Genomic DNA, 15,491 nt, shown 5'->3' on the forward strand with positions numbered 1-15,491 from the left:
CCCTGCCCGGCTGGCTGCACTTCTACAATCAGCACAGGCGCCACTCCGCGATCGGAGCCCCGCCCATCAGCAGACTCAACAACCTGCCTGGACAGCACAACTAGTCGCGGATCGCGGCGCCGGTGCGCTCCGCGGCGAGCGACGCGCCGGCGAGCTTCGCCTCGCTGGCCTCGGCCGCGGTGAGCGTGCGGTCGGAGGCCCGGAACCGGAGCGCGAAGGTCAGGCTCTTCGCACCCTCGGGGACGCCCGCACCGCGGTAGTCGTCGACGAGGTGCAGGTGCTCGAGCAGGTCGCCCGCGCCCTCGCGCACCGCGGCCGCGACCGCGGCCGCCGGCACCTCCGCGCCCACGACGAGCGAGAGGTCCTGGGTCGCGGCCGGCAGCGTGCCGATCGGCGTCGCCTCGACCGCCTCGTCGGCGAGCGAGAGGATCGCGTCGAGGTCGACCTCGGCGACCGCGACGACGCGCGGCAGGTCGGCCTCGGTCGTGAGCTCCGGGTGCAGCTCGCCCGCGTAGCCGACGAGCCGACCGCCGACGCGGACCTCCGCGGTGCGGCCGGGGTGCATGGCGCGGTGCGACCCCTGCGCGAACTCGACCTCGGCACCCGCGGCGTGCGCGATGCGGCGGACCGCGTCGAGGGCGTCGGCGATGCCGACCGGCTCCGCGGCCACGCCGGGCTGCTTCCCGATCCGGTCGCCGACGAGCAGCACGCCCACGTGGCGGGGCTGCGCGGGGATCCCCGCGTTGAGCGCGTCGAGGACCTCCTCCGACGGGCGCTCCCAGCCGATCGGCAGCTCGGCGGAGCCGTAGGCGCGGCCGGCCTCGGGCAGGAAGACCAGGCCGAGCTCGAAGACGTCGAGGTCGGTCGATCCGCGCGACAGGTTGCGGCGCGCCACGCCGATGAGCCCGGGCAGGAGCGAGCGACGAAGGTACGGCGTCGAGGCGTCGAGCGCGTTCGCCAGCTTCACGCTCGCGACGGGCGAGCCGTCCGGGGAGCCGTACACCGCGTTGTCGGCCTCCGTCGTGAACGGGAACGCGAGCACCTCGGTGGCACCGGCCGCCGCGAGGGTGTCGGCGACGCCGCGGCGGACGCGCTGCGAGCGGGTGAGGCCACGGCCGGGCGGGGCGACGGGGAGCACCGACGGGATGCGGTCGTAGCCGAGCAGTCGCGCGACCTCCTCCGCGAGGTCCACGTTCGCGGTGAGGTCGGGGCGCCACGACGGCGGCACGACGTCGAAGCCGCCGTCGACGCGGGTCACGGCGCCGCCGATCTCGGCCAGCGCGTCGTGCACCTCGTCGGCGGTGTACTCGACGCCGATGAGCCCGGAGACGAACCCGTCCGGCAGGCGGATCGCCTCCCGCTCGGGCGCCTCGTGGATGAGCGAGCCGGACTCGTCGGCCGTGCCTCCGGCGAGGTCGACCATGAGCTGCGCGACGCGCGAGACCGCGGCGGGCGCGATCGCCGGGTCGACGCCGCGCTCGTAGCGCTTCGCGGCCTCGCTGGGGAGCTTGTGACGGCGTGCCGTGCGGGCGATCGACACCGGGTCCCAGTTCGCCGCCTCGACGAGGACGTTGCGCGTGCCCTCGTGCATCTCGGTCTCGGCGCCGCCCATGACCCCGCCCAGGCCGATCGCACCGCGGTCGTCCGTGACGACGAGGTCCTCCGGGTCGAGCGCGCGGTCCTTGCCGTCGAGCGTGGTCAGTCGCTCGCCCGCCCGGGCCCGCCGCACGAGGATCGGCCCGCGGAGCAGGTCGAGGTCGTAGCCGTGGATGGGCTGCCCGAACTCGAGCATGACGTAGTTGGTGATGTCGACGAGCAGCGAGACCGACCGGATGCCCGCGAGCTTGAGGCGTGCGACCATCCACGGCGGCGTCGGCCGCGCGGCGTCCACGTCGCGCACGACGCGCGCCGCGAAGACGCTCGAGCCCACCCGTCCGCGGATCGGGGCATCGTCGACGATCGAGATCGGGTAGGCGTCGGCGACGGCGGCCGTCGCCTGCACCTGGTCGACCGGGTCGCGGTAGACCGCCCCCGTCGCGTGCGCGTACTCGCGCGCCACCCCCCGGATCGAGAACGCGTACCCGCGGTCCGGCGTCACGTTGATCTCCACGGCGGCGTCGTCGAGGCCGAGCAGCGTGATCGCGTCGGTGCCGACGGGCGCGTCGATGCCGAGCGTCGACAGTCGCAGGATGCCGTCGTGGTCCTCGCCGAGGCCGAGCTCCTTGGCCGATGCGATCATGCCGTCGGACACGTGACCGTACGTCGTGCGTGCGGCGATCGGGAACGGTCCGGGCAGGACGGATCCGGGCAGGGTGACGACGACCTTGTCGCCGACGAAGAAGTTCCGGGCGCCGCACACGATGCCGTGCACGGCCTCGCCGCCGTCGGCCGCGGTCTCGCCGTCGGGCGCGACGCGGACCCGGCACCAGCGGATCGTCTTGCCGTTGGTCTGGGGCTCCTCGACGAACTCGAGCACCTCGCCGACGACGATCGGGCCCTGGAGGTCGAACGTGTGCACGTCCTCCTCCTCGAGCCCGACGCGCACGAGCGCGGCGTGCACGTCCTCGAGGGACGTGCCCGGGGGCACGTCGACGTACTCGGCGAGCCAGCTGAGCGGCACTCGCATTTAGACCACCATTCCGAACTGCTGGGAGAAGCGGATGTCGCCCTCGGCCATGTCGCGCATGTCCTGGACGTCGTTGCGGAGCATGAGCCCGCGCTCGATGCCCATGCCGAAGGCGAAGCCCGTGTGGACCTCGGGGTCGATGCCCGCGGCGCGGAGCACGTTGGGGTGCACCATGCCGCAGCCGCCCCACTCGATCCAGCGCGGCCCGTCCTTGAAGGTCGGGTGCCAGAAGTCGAGCTCTGCCGAGGGCTCCGTGAACGGGAAGAAGCTGGGACGCAGGCGCACCTTGGCCTCGTCGCCGAAGATCGACTTCACGAAGTGGTCGAGCGTGCCGCGGAGGTGCGCCATGGTCAGGCCTCTGTCGACGGCGAGGCCCTCGAACTGCATGAAGACGGGCAGGTGCGTCGCGTCGAATTCGTCGGTGCGGTAGACGCGGCCGGGCGCGAGCACGTAGATCGGCACCTCGCGCTCGAGCATCGAGCGCACCTGGACTGGGCTCGTGTGCGTGCGCAGCACGAGGTGGGCCTCGGGCGGGTCGACGAAGAACGTGTCCTGCATCGCGCGCGCCGGGTGGTCGGCGTCGAAGTTGAGCGCGTCGAAGTTGAACCACTCGCTCTCGACCTCGGGCCCCTCGGCGATCTCCCACCCCATGCCGGTGAAGACGTCGCAGACGCGGTCCTGCAGCAGGGCCAGCGGATGCCGCGCACCGGCCGTGAATCGCGACGGCAGGGCCGTGACGTCGACGGCCTCGGCGGCCAGCTGCGCCTCGGCCTCGGCGGCGACGATCTCGGCCTCGCGGGCCGCGAACGCCTGGTTCACGCGGCCGCGGGCGGAGCCGACGAGCTTGCCGAGGGCGGCCTTCTGGTCGTTGGGGACGGAGCGCAGCGAGGCGTTCAGCCGCGCGAGCGTCGACTTCTCGCCGGTGTGCTCGGCGCGGACGGCCTTCAGCGCGGCGGAGTCGCCCGCTGCGGCGATCGCGGCGAGGGCCGCGTCGACCGCGGCCGCGACGGCCGGTTCGGTGATCTGGAGGGGCTCGGACACGAAGAACGAGTCTAGCGGGCGAGCCCGCAGGCCCGTGGTGCGAGCGCCCCCGCGCGCGGCTAGATCGAACCCTGTCCCATCTGCCGGGACTCCGCGTTCGCCTTCGCGACGCCCATGAGCAGCTCCTCGTTCTCCTCGTCGGGATTCGGCGGCTTCTGCCCCGTGCGGCGCGCGGTGCGCCGCGCGACCCAGCGCGCGAACCACGACAGCGACAGGTTCATCGCGAGGTAGAGCACGAGCGTGACCACGAAGAACGAGAACAGGTAGTAGTTGCCGTAGAAGCTCGCGAGCTGGTTCATGTTGACGCGCAGCAGCTCGACGTAGCCGACGATGTAGCCGAGCGAGGTGTCCTTCAGGAGCACGACGAGCTGGGCGATGATGATCGGCAGCATCTGGCGGAACGCCTGCGGGAACTCGATGAGCATCTTCGACTGCATCGGCCGCATGCCGAGGCTGAGCCCGGCCTCGCGCTGCCCCCTTGGGAGGGCTGCCAGGCCTGCGCGCAGCGCCTCGCCGATGAGGGCGCCGTTGTAGAGCGTGAGGGCCGCGACCACGGCCCAGAACGAGCCGGTGTTCAGCACGAGCAGGATGAACAGCATCATCAGCAGCACCGGCATGCCGCGCACGAACTCGAGCACGATGGCGGTGGGGATGCGGATCCACGCCGTCCGGGCGCTCCGCAGCAGCGAGAACACGATGCCGAGCGCCACCGCGAAGACCGCCGCGGTCAGGGCGGCGCGGAGCGTGCCCCAGACGCCGGCGACGAAGATGTAGCGCCAGACCGTCGGGTCGGCGAAGATGTCCCACCGCGAGGGGTCGAAGTACCCGGGCAGGTCGCCGCGCGGCGCGTTCAGCGTGAAGAAGATCCAGACGAGGCCGCCGAGGATGGCGATCCCGCCCGCGATCGAGGCGATCAGGGAGTTCCGACGGGCCACCGGGCCCGGCGCGTCGAAGAGCACGTTCGTCATCGCTGCACCACCCAACGTCGTTCGAGGCGCGCCGCCAGCAACCCGAGCGGCACGGTGATGAGCAGGTAGAAGGTGGCGACGCCGAGCAGCACGGGGATCACCTGGTCGCCGCGCGCGTTCGCGACCGTGCGGCCGACCGCGAAGAGCTCCACCACGAAGAAGCCGCCGGCGACCGACGTGTTCTTGGTGAGGGCGATGAACACGTTGATCAGCGGCGGGATCGTCATCCGGAAGGCCTGCGGCAGGACAATGAGCCCGACGGTCTGCGCGAAGCCGAAGCCCACGCTGCGCGCCGCCTCGGCCTGGCCGACCGGCACGCCGTTGACGCCGGAGCGGAGCGCCTCGGCGACGAACGGCGACGTGTAGACCGAGAGCCCGATGCTCGCCGCCCAGACGTAGTCCAGGCGCGATCCGAGCTGCGGCAGCACGAACGCGCAGAAGAACAGCACGAGCGTCAGCGGCGTGTTCCGCACGAGCTCGGTGTAGATCGTCGCGAACCACCGGAGCGAGGGCACCGGCGAGATGCGCATGGCCGCGATCAGCGTGCCGATCACGAGCGCCGCGACTCCCGAGACCACCAGGAGCAGCACCGTGGTGCCGAAGCCCTCCAGGTAGAGCGGGAAGTTGTCCAGGACCGCGTCCACGCGCTTCCTTCCTGTGCAGCGGGCCGGTGCGCCGACCCGGGAGGTCCGGGCGCCTCCAGGCGCCCGGACCTCACGTGCGGATCAGTACCGGTCGACGGCCGGCGGCTCGCGGAACTCGAGCACCGTGCCCGCGGTCGCGTCCCATGCCGCCTCGTACGAGCCGTCCTCGTAGGACTGCTCGAGGACGTCGTTGATGAACGACCGGAAGTCGTCGTCGCCCTTCATGACGCCGATGCCGTAGGGCTCCGACGTGAACGGCTCGCCGACGACCTTGAACTCGCCGGGGTTCTGGTCGACCAGGCCCGCGAGGATCACGTTGTCGGTCGACACCGCGACGGCCTGGCCGCTGCGGAGCGGCTCGAGGCAGTTGCTGTAGGTGTCGGTCTCGATGACGTCCGCGCCGAGATCCTTGAGGTTCGCGGCCGGGGTCGAGCCCGTGACCGAGCACACCGGCTGGCCGACGAGGTCGTCCTCGCTCTGGATGTCCTCGTTGTCGGCGAGCACCAGGATCGACTGGCCTGCCTCGAAGTACGGACCGGCGAAGTCGACGACCTGCTTGCGCTCGTCGTTGATCGTGTACGTCGCCACGACGAAGTCGACCTGGCCGTTCTCGATGAACGGCTCGCGGTTGGCCGACACCGTCTCGACCCACTCGATGCTGTCGGGCGAGATGCCGAGCTCACCGGCGATGATCTTCGCGATCTCCACGTCGAAGCCGACGGGGACGCCGTCGGGACCGACCAGGCCGAACAGCGGCTGGTCGAACTTCGTGCCGACGGTCACGGTGCCGGCGTCGGCGAGCCGCGCCATCGTCGTGCCCTCGTCGAACGTGGGCGACTCCTCGACGCTGGGCTCCGTGCCCTCGTCGCCGGGGGTGCCCGCGTCGCCGGCGCAGCCGGCGAACAGGAGCGCGGAAGCGGCCGCCGCGGCGACCAGGGCGATTCTGCTGCGTCTCATGTCGTGCCTCATCTCTCGTCTCGTTCGGGTCTCCGCCGCTCGTGGCCGCGGAGGTCTAGTGCGCGAGGATCTTCGACAGGAAGTCCTTCGCGCGATCGCTCTTGGGGTGGTCGAAGAACTCGCTCGGCGTCGCTTCCTCGACGATCGCGCCGTCGGCCATGAAGAGCACGCGGTCGGCGGCCTTGCGCGCGAAGCCCATCTCGTGGGTCACGACGATCATCGTCATGCCCTGCTCGGCGAGGCCGACCATGACGTCGAGCACCTCGTTGATCATCTCGGGGTCGAGCGCGCTCGTCGGCTCGTCCATGAGGATCAGCTTGGGATTCATCGCGAGGGAGCGCGCGATCGCGACGCGCTGCTGCTGGCCGCCCGAGAGCTGCGCCGGCATCTTCTTCGCCTGGTCCGCGACGCCGACGCGCTCGAGGAGCTCCATGGCCTTGGCCTCGGCGTCCTTGCGCGACATCCGCTTCACCCGGATCGGGGCGATCGTGACGTTCTCGAGCACGGTCTTGTGCGCGAACAGGTTGAACGACTGGAACACCATGCCGACGTCGGCGCGGAGCTTCGCGAGCGCCGCGCCCTCGTCCGGCAGCACGTCGCCGTCGATGGAGATCGTGCCGGAGTCGATGGTCTCGAGCCGGTTGATGGCACGGCACAGGGTCGACTTTCCGGAGCCCGACGGCCCGATCACGACGACGACCTCGCCGCGGTTGACGACGGTGTTGATGTCGTTGAGCACGTGGAGGTCGCCGAAGTACTTGTCGACGTGGTCGACCACGACGAGCGGTTCGCCGCGGCGGACCGAGATGTTCGACGTGGGAGGTGCGGTGTCGGCCGGCATACCCCCAAAACTAGGGCGCGGGAATTCCCGCGGCCACCGCCCGAGCGGGGGGTTATCGTTTCGTGACTTCAGCCGCGGTGCGCGAACGCGCTCTCGTAGAGGCACACGGATGCCGCGGTCGCGAGGTTCATCGACTCCGCGTGCCCGTAGATCGGCACGGTGACGACGCGGTCCGCGAGCGCGAGCTCGTCGTCGGGCAGTCCTCGCGCCTCGTTGCCGAACAGCCACGCGGTCGGGCGCGCGAGGACCCCGTCGCGCCGCGCCTCGAGCAGGTCGTCGCCCTTGACGTCGGCGGCGATCACCGTGAGGCCCGCCTCGCGGGCACGCGCCAGCACGTCCTCGAGCTCGGCGCCGACCGCGACCGGGAGGTGGAAGATCGATCCGGTCGAGGAGCGCACGACCTTCGGGTTGTAGAGGTCGACGGCGCGGCCGGTGAAGACGACGGCGTCGGCGCCCGCGGCATCCGCCGCGCGCACGATGGTGCCGGCGTTGCCCGGGTCGCGCACCTCCTCGAGGATCGCGACGAGCTTCGGCTCGGCGGCGAAGACGTCCTTCACCGCGGTCGGGAACTGGTGGCACACCGCGACGAACCCCTGCGGCGTGACCGTGTCGGCCATCGCGTCGAGGACCTCCTCGGTGACGTACTCGACGTCGACGCCCGCGTCGATCGCCGTGTCGCCGATGTCGGCGTAGCGCTCGAGCGCCGTCGGGGTGGCGTAGAGCTCGACGACCAGCTGCGGCCGGAACGTCAGCGCCTCGGCGACGGCCTGCGGCCCCTCGAGCAGGAACATGCCCGTCTCCTGGCGCGCGGGCTTCTTCGCGAGCTTCGCGACGGAGCGCACTCGCGGCGACCTCGGGTTCTCCAGCACACCGCAAGCCTAGCGACGGATGCCGCAGGTCCGCCGCCGGACGCCCCGTGGTCCTCGCGGACGACGAACGGCCCGGCACCACTCGGGTGCCGGGCCGTTCGGGCTGCGAATCGCGATCAGGCCGCGTTCTTCGGAGCGTTCACGTCCTTCGGGAGCGCCGACTTCGCGCTCTCGACGAGGCCGGCGAACACCGCGGGCTCGTTCACGGCGAGCTCGGCGAGGATGCGACGGTCGACCTCGATGCCCGCGAGGCCGAGGCCCTGGATGAGGCGGTTGTAGGTGATGCCGTTCTGGCGGGCCGCGGCGTTGATCCGCTGGATCCAGAGGCGACGGAAGTCGCCCTTCTTCTTGCGGCGGTCGTTGTACGAGTAGACGAGCGAGTGGGTGACCTGCTCCTTCGCCTTGCGGTAGAGGCGCGACCGCTGCCCGCGGTAGCCCTCGGCGCGCTCGAGGATGACCCGACGCTTCTTGTGCGCGTTGACCGCGCGCTTGACTCTTGCCATGACTCTGTTTCTTCCTTACCGGGTCTCGTCGCTCAGCGACCGAGCAGCTTCTTGATGACCTTGGTGTCGGGCGCCGAGGCGACCTTGTCCTGGTTCAGGCGGCGGGTGCGCACCGAGGACTTGCCCTCGAGGTTGTGGCGCATCCCGGCCTGCTGCTTCTTGATCTTGCCGGTGCCGGTGACCTTGAAGCGCTTCTTGGACCCGGAGTGGGTCTTCTGCTTCGGCATCTCTCGTGTCTCTCCTTGGTTCTGCCGCCACCGGGGTGGCGGACGTGTGGTGCTGGCCTAGGCCTCGTCGGCCGCGGCCGTCTGCGGCGCGTCGCCGGCGTCATCCGCCGAGGGACGCTGCTTCGCCGCAGCACGCTGTGCATTCGCCTCGGCCTTCGCCTCGGACTTGTTCTTGAGGGGAGCGATGACCATGACCATGTTGCGGCCGTCGATCGTCGGGTTGTGCTCGACGGTGCCGAACTCGGCCACGTCCTCCGCGAAGCGCTGCAGCAGGCGGACGCCCATCTCGGGACGCGACTGCTCGCGGCCCCGGAACAGGATCATGGCCTTGACCTTGTCGCCGGACTTCAGGAAGCCGACGGCGCGCTTCATCTTCGTCTCGTAGTCGTGCTTGTCGATCTTGAGGCGGAACCGAACCTCCTTGAGGATCGTGTTCGCCTGGTTGCGCCGGGCTTCCTTCGCCTTCTGCGCAGCCTCGTACTTGTACTTGCCGTAGTCCATGATCTTGACGACCGGCGGACGGGAGTTGGGCGCGACCTCGACGAGATCGAGGTCGGCCTCCTGCGCGAGCCGCAGTGCCACCTCGATCTTCACGACGCCGACCTGCTCTCCGCTCGGGCCCACGAGGCGGACCTCGGGAACGCGGATACGGTCATTGGTACGCGGATCGCTGATGCGTGTCTCCTCTACTCGAACTGGTTTCCAGCTCATCGGGAGACGGATGCCGCCCGACGACGAGAGCGGAAATCCACGCGATGACGCCCCACGGAATCCCACCGTGGGCTCATGCGGCACCCTTGCTCCTCCCCCGCCGGAGCGGGGAAGGGGAGTGCGAACGACCCGGTAACCTTGATGAAGCGGTATGCGCGGGTGGGAGTCTCTCCACTTTCGTACCGGGGACTGGCCCCGGAGCCCGCAGTAGTCTAGCAGAGGAATCCCCCGGTGAGCGACACTTCGCCCGAGTCCACCCGTGCGCCCGAGCACGACCACGCCGAGTCCGGCCCCGGATCGACCGGCGCCGACCAGTCCGTCGCGGACGCGACGCGAGACATCGCCGAGGTCCCCGCGGTGGAGGTCATCACGACCGCGGCGGTGCACCTCATGAGCGCGGCGGCCGTGAAGGTCGGGCTCGCCGACGACCCGGACTCGCAGGTCGACCTCGACGAGGCCCGCAAGCTCATCAACGCGCTCGCGGGGCTCATCACCGCCGGCGCCCCCGAGATCAGCGACATGCACGCCCGGTCGCTCCGCGACGGCCTCCGGTCGCTGCAGCTGGCGTTCCGCGAGGCGTCGCCCATCCCCGACGCGATCGGCCAGGGGCCCGGCGAGAAGTGGACCGGTCCCGTCACCTGACCGGAGTCGCTCACCGCTGGCAGTGCGGGCACCAGTACGTCTCGCGCACCTCCACGGGGTTCCGGCCGAACCGCCCGTGCTCGATGCGCGTGCCGCACCGCCGGCACGGCTCCCCCGCGCGGCCGTAGACCCACAGCCGCCGCCCCGGCCGGGTGTCCCCCGTCGTCGTGCGCTCGATCCGGTCGCGATTGGCGACGATGACCCGGCGCGCCAGGTCGATCGTCGGCGCGAGGTCGACCTCGCCGATCGGACGGTCGGGCCGGATGCCGCGCAGGAAGCACACCTCGTTCACGAGCACGTTGCCGAGCCCAGCCAGGTTCCGCTGGTCGGCGAGTGCGACCACCGCGGGCACCTCCGGTCCGGCCGCGAGCCGCCGCGCCGCCTCCGCGGCGTCCCAGTCCGGGCCGAGCAGGTCGGGTCCGAGGTGGGCCAGCCGGTCGCCCTCCTCCGCCGCGGGGAAGACCTCGACGACCCCGAGGTCGAAGCCGACGGCCGTCAGCCCGTCGACCTCGATGACGGCGCGGGCGCGATGCGCGGGTCGTGGCCAGCGCCGGCCCGCGGGGACGATCCGCCACTCCCCCTCCATCTTGAGGTGGGTGTGCAGCACGCGGTCGCCGATGCGCATGAGCAGGTGCTTGCCGCGGCTGCCGACCGAGTGGATCGGCTCGCCGGCGAAGTCGATCGTCGCGAACGCCGGGACGCGCAGGTCGCTGCGGACGACCGTGCGGCCGGCGAGCACGTCGTCGAGCCGTCGTGCCGCCCGGTGGACGGTGTCGCCCTCGGGCACCTCAGCCCCTCGCCTCAAATCGGAGCCCCTGCGGCGTCTCGCGGAAGCCCGCGGCCCGCAGCGGCACGTCGAGCACCGACCCGTAGACACCGGCGCCGTTGACCGTCTCGACCCGGAAGCGCGCTCCCCTGGCGCGGGCGAGGGCCTCGGTGAGCGCACCGGCGCCACGGGCGAGCACCTCGTCGTCGCCCGTGAACACGAGCGCGGTCCGGCCGCCGCGCTCGAGGTAGAACGCCGCCTCGCCGTCGACGATCGCCACGACCGCACCGGCCTTGCGGGCCGGGCGATGCCCGAGTTCGGCGGTCGGCTCGGGCCATTCCAGCGCCGCGCCGAACGGGTTGGCCGGATCCGTCGCGGCGAGCGCGAACGCACCGCCGGTCGGCGCCTGCCGGAGCCGGTCGACCGCCGCGCTCGTGGCGAACTGCGCACCGCCCTGGCCGTCGACGAAGTACCCGCGACGCACCCGCCCGGTCTCCTCGAAGCCCGCGAGCGTGCGGTACGCGAGCGCGAAGCCGCCGAGGTGGTCCTCCGCGACGACGGACCCGCGGGTGACGACGCCGTACCGCTCGAGCAGCGTCTCGCCGAGCGCGTGCGCCCGCGGCGTCGCGGCGTCCGACGGGACGGGCAGCACCGACCAGCGTCCGGCAGCGCGCGGCGGCGCGGATCGCGGGGCCCTCGCACCGTCTGCGGCCGCGGCGGCCGAGGCGAGCACGCGCCGAGACACCGACCGGCCGCGCACCCGCGCGCGCGGCGTCGCGGCCTTCGTGCGATGCGCGCCGCCGCCCGCGAGCAGCCCGCGCACCGGGGCGAAGGTGTCGTTGGTGACCAGTCCCGACCAGGCGAGCCGCCAGAGCGCGTCGAGGAGCGGGGCGTCCTCGGTCGCGCCGACCGCGTCGGCGAGCTGGCGGAAGAAGAACGCCCCGCCGCCGCCGAGTGCCGCGAGCAGCTCGGTCTCGATCGCATCGAGCGGCTGGTCGACCGCGGCGGGCATCGTGAGCTTCGCGGTGTCGGCCAGGTGCAGGCTCACCCAGCCGTCGTCGCCGGCGAGCGCGCCCTGCCCGGCCCAGAGCACCTCGCCGGAGGCGGTGAGCTCGTCCAGGAACTCCGGGCGGTAGTCCGCGACGCGCGCGGGGAGCACGAGGGACTCCCACGCGGACGCGGGGATGCGTACGCCCTCGAGCTGTTCGACGACCGCCGCGACGCCATCGACGCCGCGCAGCCGGCCGCCCACGTGCTGCCAATCGGGCAGGAACCGGGCGAACTCGCGCGGCGCGACCGGCTCGACTTCCTCGCGGAGCGCGGCGAGCGACCGGCGGCGCAGTCGCCGGAGCACCTCGGGATCGCACCACTCGGAGCCGCTGCCGTGAGGCAGGAACGCGCCCTCGACGAGCCGCCGCTCCCCGGCGAGGCGGGCGAGCGCGGTGTGCGCGACCGCGATGCCGATGCCGAACCGCTCGGCGACGGCGGTCGTCGTGAACGGGCCGTGCGTGCGCGCGTAGCGCCCGACGAGGTCGCCGAGCGGGTCGCGCACGGCCTCGCCGAACACCTCGGGCAGGCCCGGCGGGATCGGCACGCCGAGCGCGTCGCGCAGTCGGCTCAGGTCTTCCACGGCGACGATCCACTCGGTGCCTGCGAACCGCACGCGCGCCGCGCGGCGGGCCGTCACGAGCGCCTCCACGGATGCCGCGGCATCCGTGGCCACGTCGACGCGCTCCGCGACCTCGGCCGACGTGAGCGGCCCGAGCTCGCGGACGAGGTCGGCCACGCCCTCCTCGCCGCGCGCCATCCGGTCAGGGTGTCGGCGCTGCAGCATCCGCTCGGTCTCGTCGACCACCGTGGGGTCGAGCAGTTCGCGGAGCTCGACGGTGCCGAGGAGCTCGGCCAGCAGGCCGGGGTCGAGGGAGAGCGCGGCGGCACGACGCTCGGCGAGCGGCGCGTCGCCCTCGTACATGAACGCGCCGACGTAGCCGAACAGCAGGCTCGCGGCGAACGGGCTCGCGGTCTCGGTCGCCACGTCGACGAAGCGCACGCGGCGGCCGCGGATGCGCTCGGCGAGCGAGCGGAGCGCGGGGAGGTCGTAGACGTCCTGCAGGCACTCGCGCACGGCCTCGAGCACGATCGGGAAGTCGGGGTAGTCGCGAGCGACCTCGAGCAGCTGCGAGGCCTTCTGCCGCTGCTGCCAGAGCGGGGAGCGGCGCCCCGGGTTCTGGCGCGGCAGCAGCAGCGCCCGTGCGGCGCACTCCCGGAAGCGCGACGCGAACAGCGCCGAGTCGCCGACGCGCTCGGTCGCGAGCTGCGCGAGCTCGTCGGGTTCGAAGTCGAAGAGCTCGCTGCCCGGCGGTTCGTCGGCCGTGTCGGGGATGCGCAGCACGATGCCGTCGTCGCTCGCGACCGCGTGCGACTCGACGCCGAGGCGCTCCTGCACGCGCGCGTCCACCGCGAGCGCCCATGGCGCGTGCACGCGCATGCCGTACGGCGAGTGCAGCACCACCCGCCAATCGCCGAGCTCGTCGCGGAAGCGCTCGACCACGAGGTGCTCGGCGTCGGGGACGATGCGCGTCGCCTCGCGCTGGTCGCTGATGAAGCGCACGAGGTTCGCGCCCGCACGGGCGTCGAGTCCCGCGGACTCCGTTCGGGCGATCGCGGCGGGCTCCTCGGCGGCGGCGAGCTCGCCGATGAACGCGCCGATCGCGGCGCCGAGCTCGGCCGGCCGGCCGATGCCGTCGCCCTTCCAGAAGGGCAGCCGCCCCGGCTCGCCGAACGCCGGCGAGACGAGCACGCGGTCGTGCGTGATCTCCTGGATGCGCCAGCTCGTCGCCCCGAGCGCGAACACGTCGCCGACCCGCGACTCGTACACCATCTCCTCGTCGAGCTCGCCCACGCGACGACCGGGGCCGGCGTCGCCGATCATGAAGACGCCGAACATGCCCCGGTCCGGGATCGTGCCGCCACTGGTCACCGCCAGGCGCTGCGCACCGCGCCGACCCGTGATGGAGCCCGCATCGCGGTCCCACACGATCCGCGGCCGGAGCTCGCCGAAGCGGTCTGACGGATAGCGGCCGGCGAGCAGGTCGAGCGTCGCGTCGAACGCCGAGCGCGGCAGCGTGGCGAACGGCGCCGCGCGCCGCACCACGTCGAACCAGTGCTCGACGTCCCACTCGTCGACGGCCGACGCGGCGACGGTGTGCTGGGCGAGCACGTCGAGCGGGTTCGCCGGGATCCGCAGCGGCTCGATCGCGCCCTCGATCATCCGCTCCGCGACGACCGCGGCGTGGAGCAGGTCGGCGCGATGCTTCGGGAAGAGCAAGCCCTTGGAGACCTCGCCGACCTGATGGCCGGCGCGGCCGATCCGCTGCAGGCCGCTGGCGACCGACGGCGGCGACTCGACCTGCATGACGAGGTCGACCGCGCCCATGTCGATGCCGAGCTCCAGGCTCGAGGTCGCGACCACGCAGCGCAGCCGCCCGGCCTTGAGATCGGCCTCGACGCTCGCGCGCTCCTCCTTGCTCACCGACCCGTGGTGCGACCTCGCGATGACCGGCTCCGCGCCGGCCGTGATGCCGGAGGCGCCGGGGAGCTCGGCGGGCGGTCGTCGCAGGACGGCGGTGCCGCCGCGGGACGGGTCGGCACCACCGCGCTCCGAGCCCGAATCCAGGGCCACCGTCGCCCGGCCGTCGGCCGCGGCGGCCGTCGGCCCCTCGCTGTGGGCGTCGCGTTCATCCTCGCCCGGGTCCTCGTCGGGCGGCGCGTTCCGCTCAGCCCACAGCTCGTTGAGCCGCGCGGTCAACCGCTCCGCGAGTCGGCGCGAGTTGGAGAAGACGATCGTGGACCGGTGCGCGAGCACCTCGTCGAGGATCGCCTCCTCGACGTGCGGCCAGACGGATCCGCCCGCCTCGCCGGAGAGGTCGCCGAGGTCATCGACCGGGACCGTGACGCGCAGGTCGAACCGCTTGCCCGACGGCGGCGCGACGATCGACACGGGACGGGAGCCGGCGAGGAACCGCGCCACCTCCTCATGCGGCCGCACGGTCGCCGAGAGGCCGATGCGCTGCGCGGGCGCCGACGTGAGCTCGTCGAGGCGCTCGAGCGAGAGCGCGAGGTGGGCGCCGCGCTTGGTGCCGGCGAGGGCGTGGATCTCGTCGACGATGACCGTCTCGACGCCCGTGAGGGTCTCGCGCGCCTGCGAGGTGAGCATCAGGAACAGCGACTCGGGTGTCGTGATGAGGATGTCGGGCGGCCGCGAGACGAGTGCCCGCCGGTCGGCCGGCGACGTGTCGCCCGACCGGACGCCCACGGTGACCTCGGGCACGTCGACCCCGAGCGCGGTCGCCGTCCGGGCGATGCCCACGAGGGGCGCGCGCAGGTTGCGTTCGACGTCGACCCCGAGCGCCTTCAGCGGCGAGAGGTAGACGACCCGCGTGCGCCGCGGCGCGGCGCGTACCACCTCGCCCGTCGCGGGGTCGGCCTCCGGGGCGGCGCCGTGGTGCAGCCGGTCGATGGCGGAGAGGAACGCCGCGAGGGTCTTGCCCGACCCGGTCGGCGCCACCACGAGGGCGTGCTCGCCCGCCGCGATGGCCTGCCACGCGGCGTCCTGCACGGGCGTCGGCTCGTGGAAGGACTCGGTGAACCACGCCCGCGTCGCGGGAGCGAACGAGTCCAGCGCCCCGGTCATCCC

Annotated in this window: 13 protein-coding genes and 1 pseudogene; 2 read left to right on the forward strand and 12 right to left on the reverse strand. The window is 72.5% G+C overall.

Annotated features, from left to right (window positions below):
• Nucleotides 1-104: pseudogene (locus ABD230_RS12425) on the forward strand (IS481 family transposase); the annotation flags it as partial.
• Here the strand turns inward: ABD230_RS12425 and pheT are convergent.
• From pheT to infC, 10 genes are all read right to left on the reverse strand, one after another.
• Complete coding sequence (pheT, locus tag ABD230_RS12430) at nt 101-2,626, reverse strand: phenylalanine--tRNA ligase subunit beta (protein ID WP_344374469.1); 2,526 nt, start codon at nt 2,624-2,626, stop codon at nt 101-103. The pseudogene ABD230_RS12425 and the gene pheT overlap by 4 nt on opposite strands.
• Entirely contained in the window at nt 2,627-3,667 is a 1,041-nt protein-coding gene (gene pheS, locus ABD230_RS12435) for a phenylalanine--tRNA ligase subunit alpha (RefSeq protein WP_344374472.1), read from the reverse strand.
• Nucleotides 3,668-3,726: 59 nt separating this feature from the next.
• The gene (locus ABD230_RS12440) at nt 3,727-4,635 is read right to left on the reverse strand and encodes an amino acid ABC transporter permease (protein WP_344374478.1); all 909 of its coding nucleotides are present in this window, start codon (nt 4,633-4,635) and stop codon (nt 3,727-3,729) included.
• Nucleotides 4,632-5,279, reverse strand: coding sequence for an amino acid ABC transporter permease (locus ABD230_RS12445; RefSeq protein ID WP_344374483.1), 648 nt, complete (start codon nt 5,277-5,279; stop codon nt 4,632-4,634). Before ABD230_RS12445 ends, ABD230_RS12440 begins: the two co-directional genes overlap by 4 nt.
• Before the next feature lie 81 nt (nt 5,280-5,360).
• Complete coding sequence (locus ABD230_RS12450; RefSeq protein ID WP_344374487.1) at nt 5,361-6,236, reverse strand: glutamate ABC transporter substrate-binding protein; 876 nt, start codon at nt 6,234-6,236, stop codon at nt 5,361-5,363.
• A 55-nt stretch (nt 6,237-6,291) separates the two neighbouring features.
• Nucleotides 6,292-7,077: an amino acid ABC transporter ATP-binding protein gene (locus ABD230_RS12455; protein WP_344374491.1), complete on the reverse strand. Its 786-nt coding sequence runs from the start codon at nt 7,075-7,077 to the stop codon at nt 6,292-6,294.
• A 68-nt stretch (nt 7,078-7,145) separates the two neighbouring features.
• The gene (locus ABD230_RS12460) at nt 7,146-7,946 is read right to left on the reverse strand and encodes a TrmH family RNA methyltransferase (RefSeq protein WP_344374492.1); all 801 of its coding nucleotides are present in this window, start codon (nt 7,944-7,946) and stop codon (nt 7,146-7,148) included.
• Nucleotides 7,947-8,062: 116 nt separating this feature from the next.
• Nucleotides 8,063-8,449 (reverse strand): 50S ribosomal protein L20, encoded by a 387-nt coding sequence (gene rplT, locus ABD230_RS12465; RefSeq protein ID WP_344374493.1) that lies wholly within the window; start codon nt 8,447-8,449, stop codon nt 8,063-8,065.
• Nucleotides 8,450-8,481: 32 nt separating this feature from the next.
• Complete coding sequence (rpmI, locus tag ABD230_RS12470) at nt 8,482-8,676, reverse strand: 50S ribosomal protein L35 (protein ID WP_344374496.1); 195 nt, start codon at nt 8,674-8,676, stop codon at nt 8,482-8,484.
• A gap of 57 nt (nt 8,677-8,733) precedes the next feature.
• The gene (gene infC, locus ABD230_RS12475; RefSeq protein WP_344375685.1) at nt 8,734-9,387 is read right to left on the reverse strand and encodes a translation initiation factor IF-3; all 654 of its coding nucleotides are present in this window, start codon (nt 9,385-9,387) and stop codon (nt 8,734-8,736) included.
• Nucleotides 9,388-9,726: 339 nt separating this feature from the next.
• Here infC and ABD230_RS12480 point away from each other — a divergent pair, with 339 nt between their 5' ends.
• The gene (locus ABD230_RS12480; protein ID WP_344375687.1) at nt 9,727-10,029 is read left to right on the forward strand and encodes a DUF1844 domain-containing protein; all 303 of its coding nucleotides are present in this window, start codon (nt 9,727-9,729) and stop codon (nt 10,027-10,029) included.
• Between the two features lie 10 nt (nt 10,030-10,039).
• Here ABD230_RS12480 and ABD230_RS12485 read toward each other — a convergent pair whose 3' ends face one another.
• Nucleotides 10,040-10,816, reverse strand: a complete 777-nt coding sequence (locus tag ABD230_RS12485; protein WP_344374499.1) for a DNA-formamidopyrimidine glycosylase family protein — start codon at nt 10,814-10,816, stop codon at nt 10,040-10,042.
• Nucleotide 10,817: 1 nt separating this feature from the next.
• Complete coding sequence (locus tag ABD230_RS12490) at nt 10,818-15,488, reverse strand: Lhr family ATP-dependent helicase (RefSeq protein ID WP_344374503.1); 4,671 nt, start codon at nt 15,486-15,488, stop codon at nt 10,818-10,820.
• Nucleotides 15,489-15,491: the final 3 nt, after the last annotated feature.

Origin of the sequence: Agromyces tropicus, from assembly GCF_039531345.1 — a bacterium.
Taxonomy (GTDB): domain Bacteria; phylum Actinomycetota; class Actinomycetes; order Actinomycetales; family Microbacteriaceae; genus Agromyces; species Agromyces tropicus.

What these genes read in the sequence shown, in the direction of transcription:
- pheT (WP_344374469.1), bottom strand. Translation starts at nt 2,626, where the DNA reads ATGCGAGTGCCGCTCAGCTGGCTCGCCGAGTACGTCGACGTGCCCCCG.
- ABD230_RS12440 (WP_344374478.1), bottom strand. Translation starts at nt 4,635, where the DNA reads ATGACGAACGTGCTCTTCGACGCGCCGGGCCCGGTGGCCCGTCGGAAC.
- ABD230_RS12450 (WP_344374487.1), bottom strand. Translation starts at nt 6,236, where the DNA reads ATGAGACGCAGCAGAATCGCCCTGGTCGCCGCGGCGGCCGCTTCCGCG.
- ABD230_RS12455 (WP_344374491.1), bottom strand. Translation starts at nt 7,077, where the DNA reads ATGCCGGCCGACACCGCACCTCCCACGTCGAACATCTCGGTCCGCCGC.
- rplT (WP_344374493.1), bottom strand. Translation starts at nt 8,449, where the DNA reads ATGGCAAGAGTCAAGCGCGCGGTCAACGCGCACAAGAAGCGTCGGGTC.
- rpmI (WP_344374496.1), bottom strand. Translation starts at nt 8,676, where the DNA reads ATGCCGAAGCAGAAGACCCACTCCGGGTCCAAGAAGCGCTTCAAGGTC.
- infC (WP_344375685.1), bottom strand. Translation starts at nt 9,387, where the DNA reads ATGAGCTGGAAACCAGTTCGAGTAGAGGAGACACGCATCAGCGATCCG.
- ABD230_RS12490 (WP_344374503.1), bottom strand. Translation starts at nt 15,488, where the DNA reads ATGACCGGGGCGCTGGACTCGTTCGCTCCCGCGACGCGGGCGTGGTTC.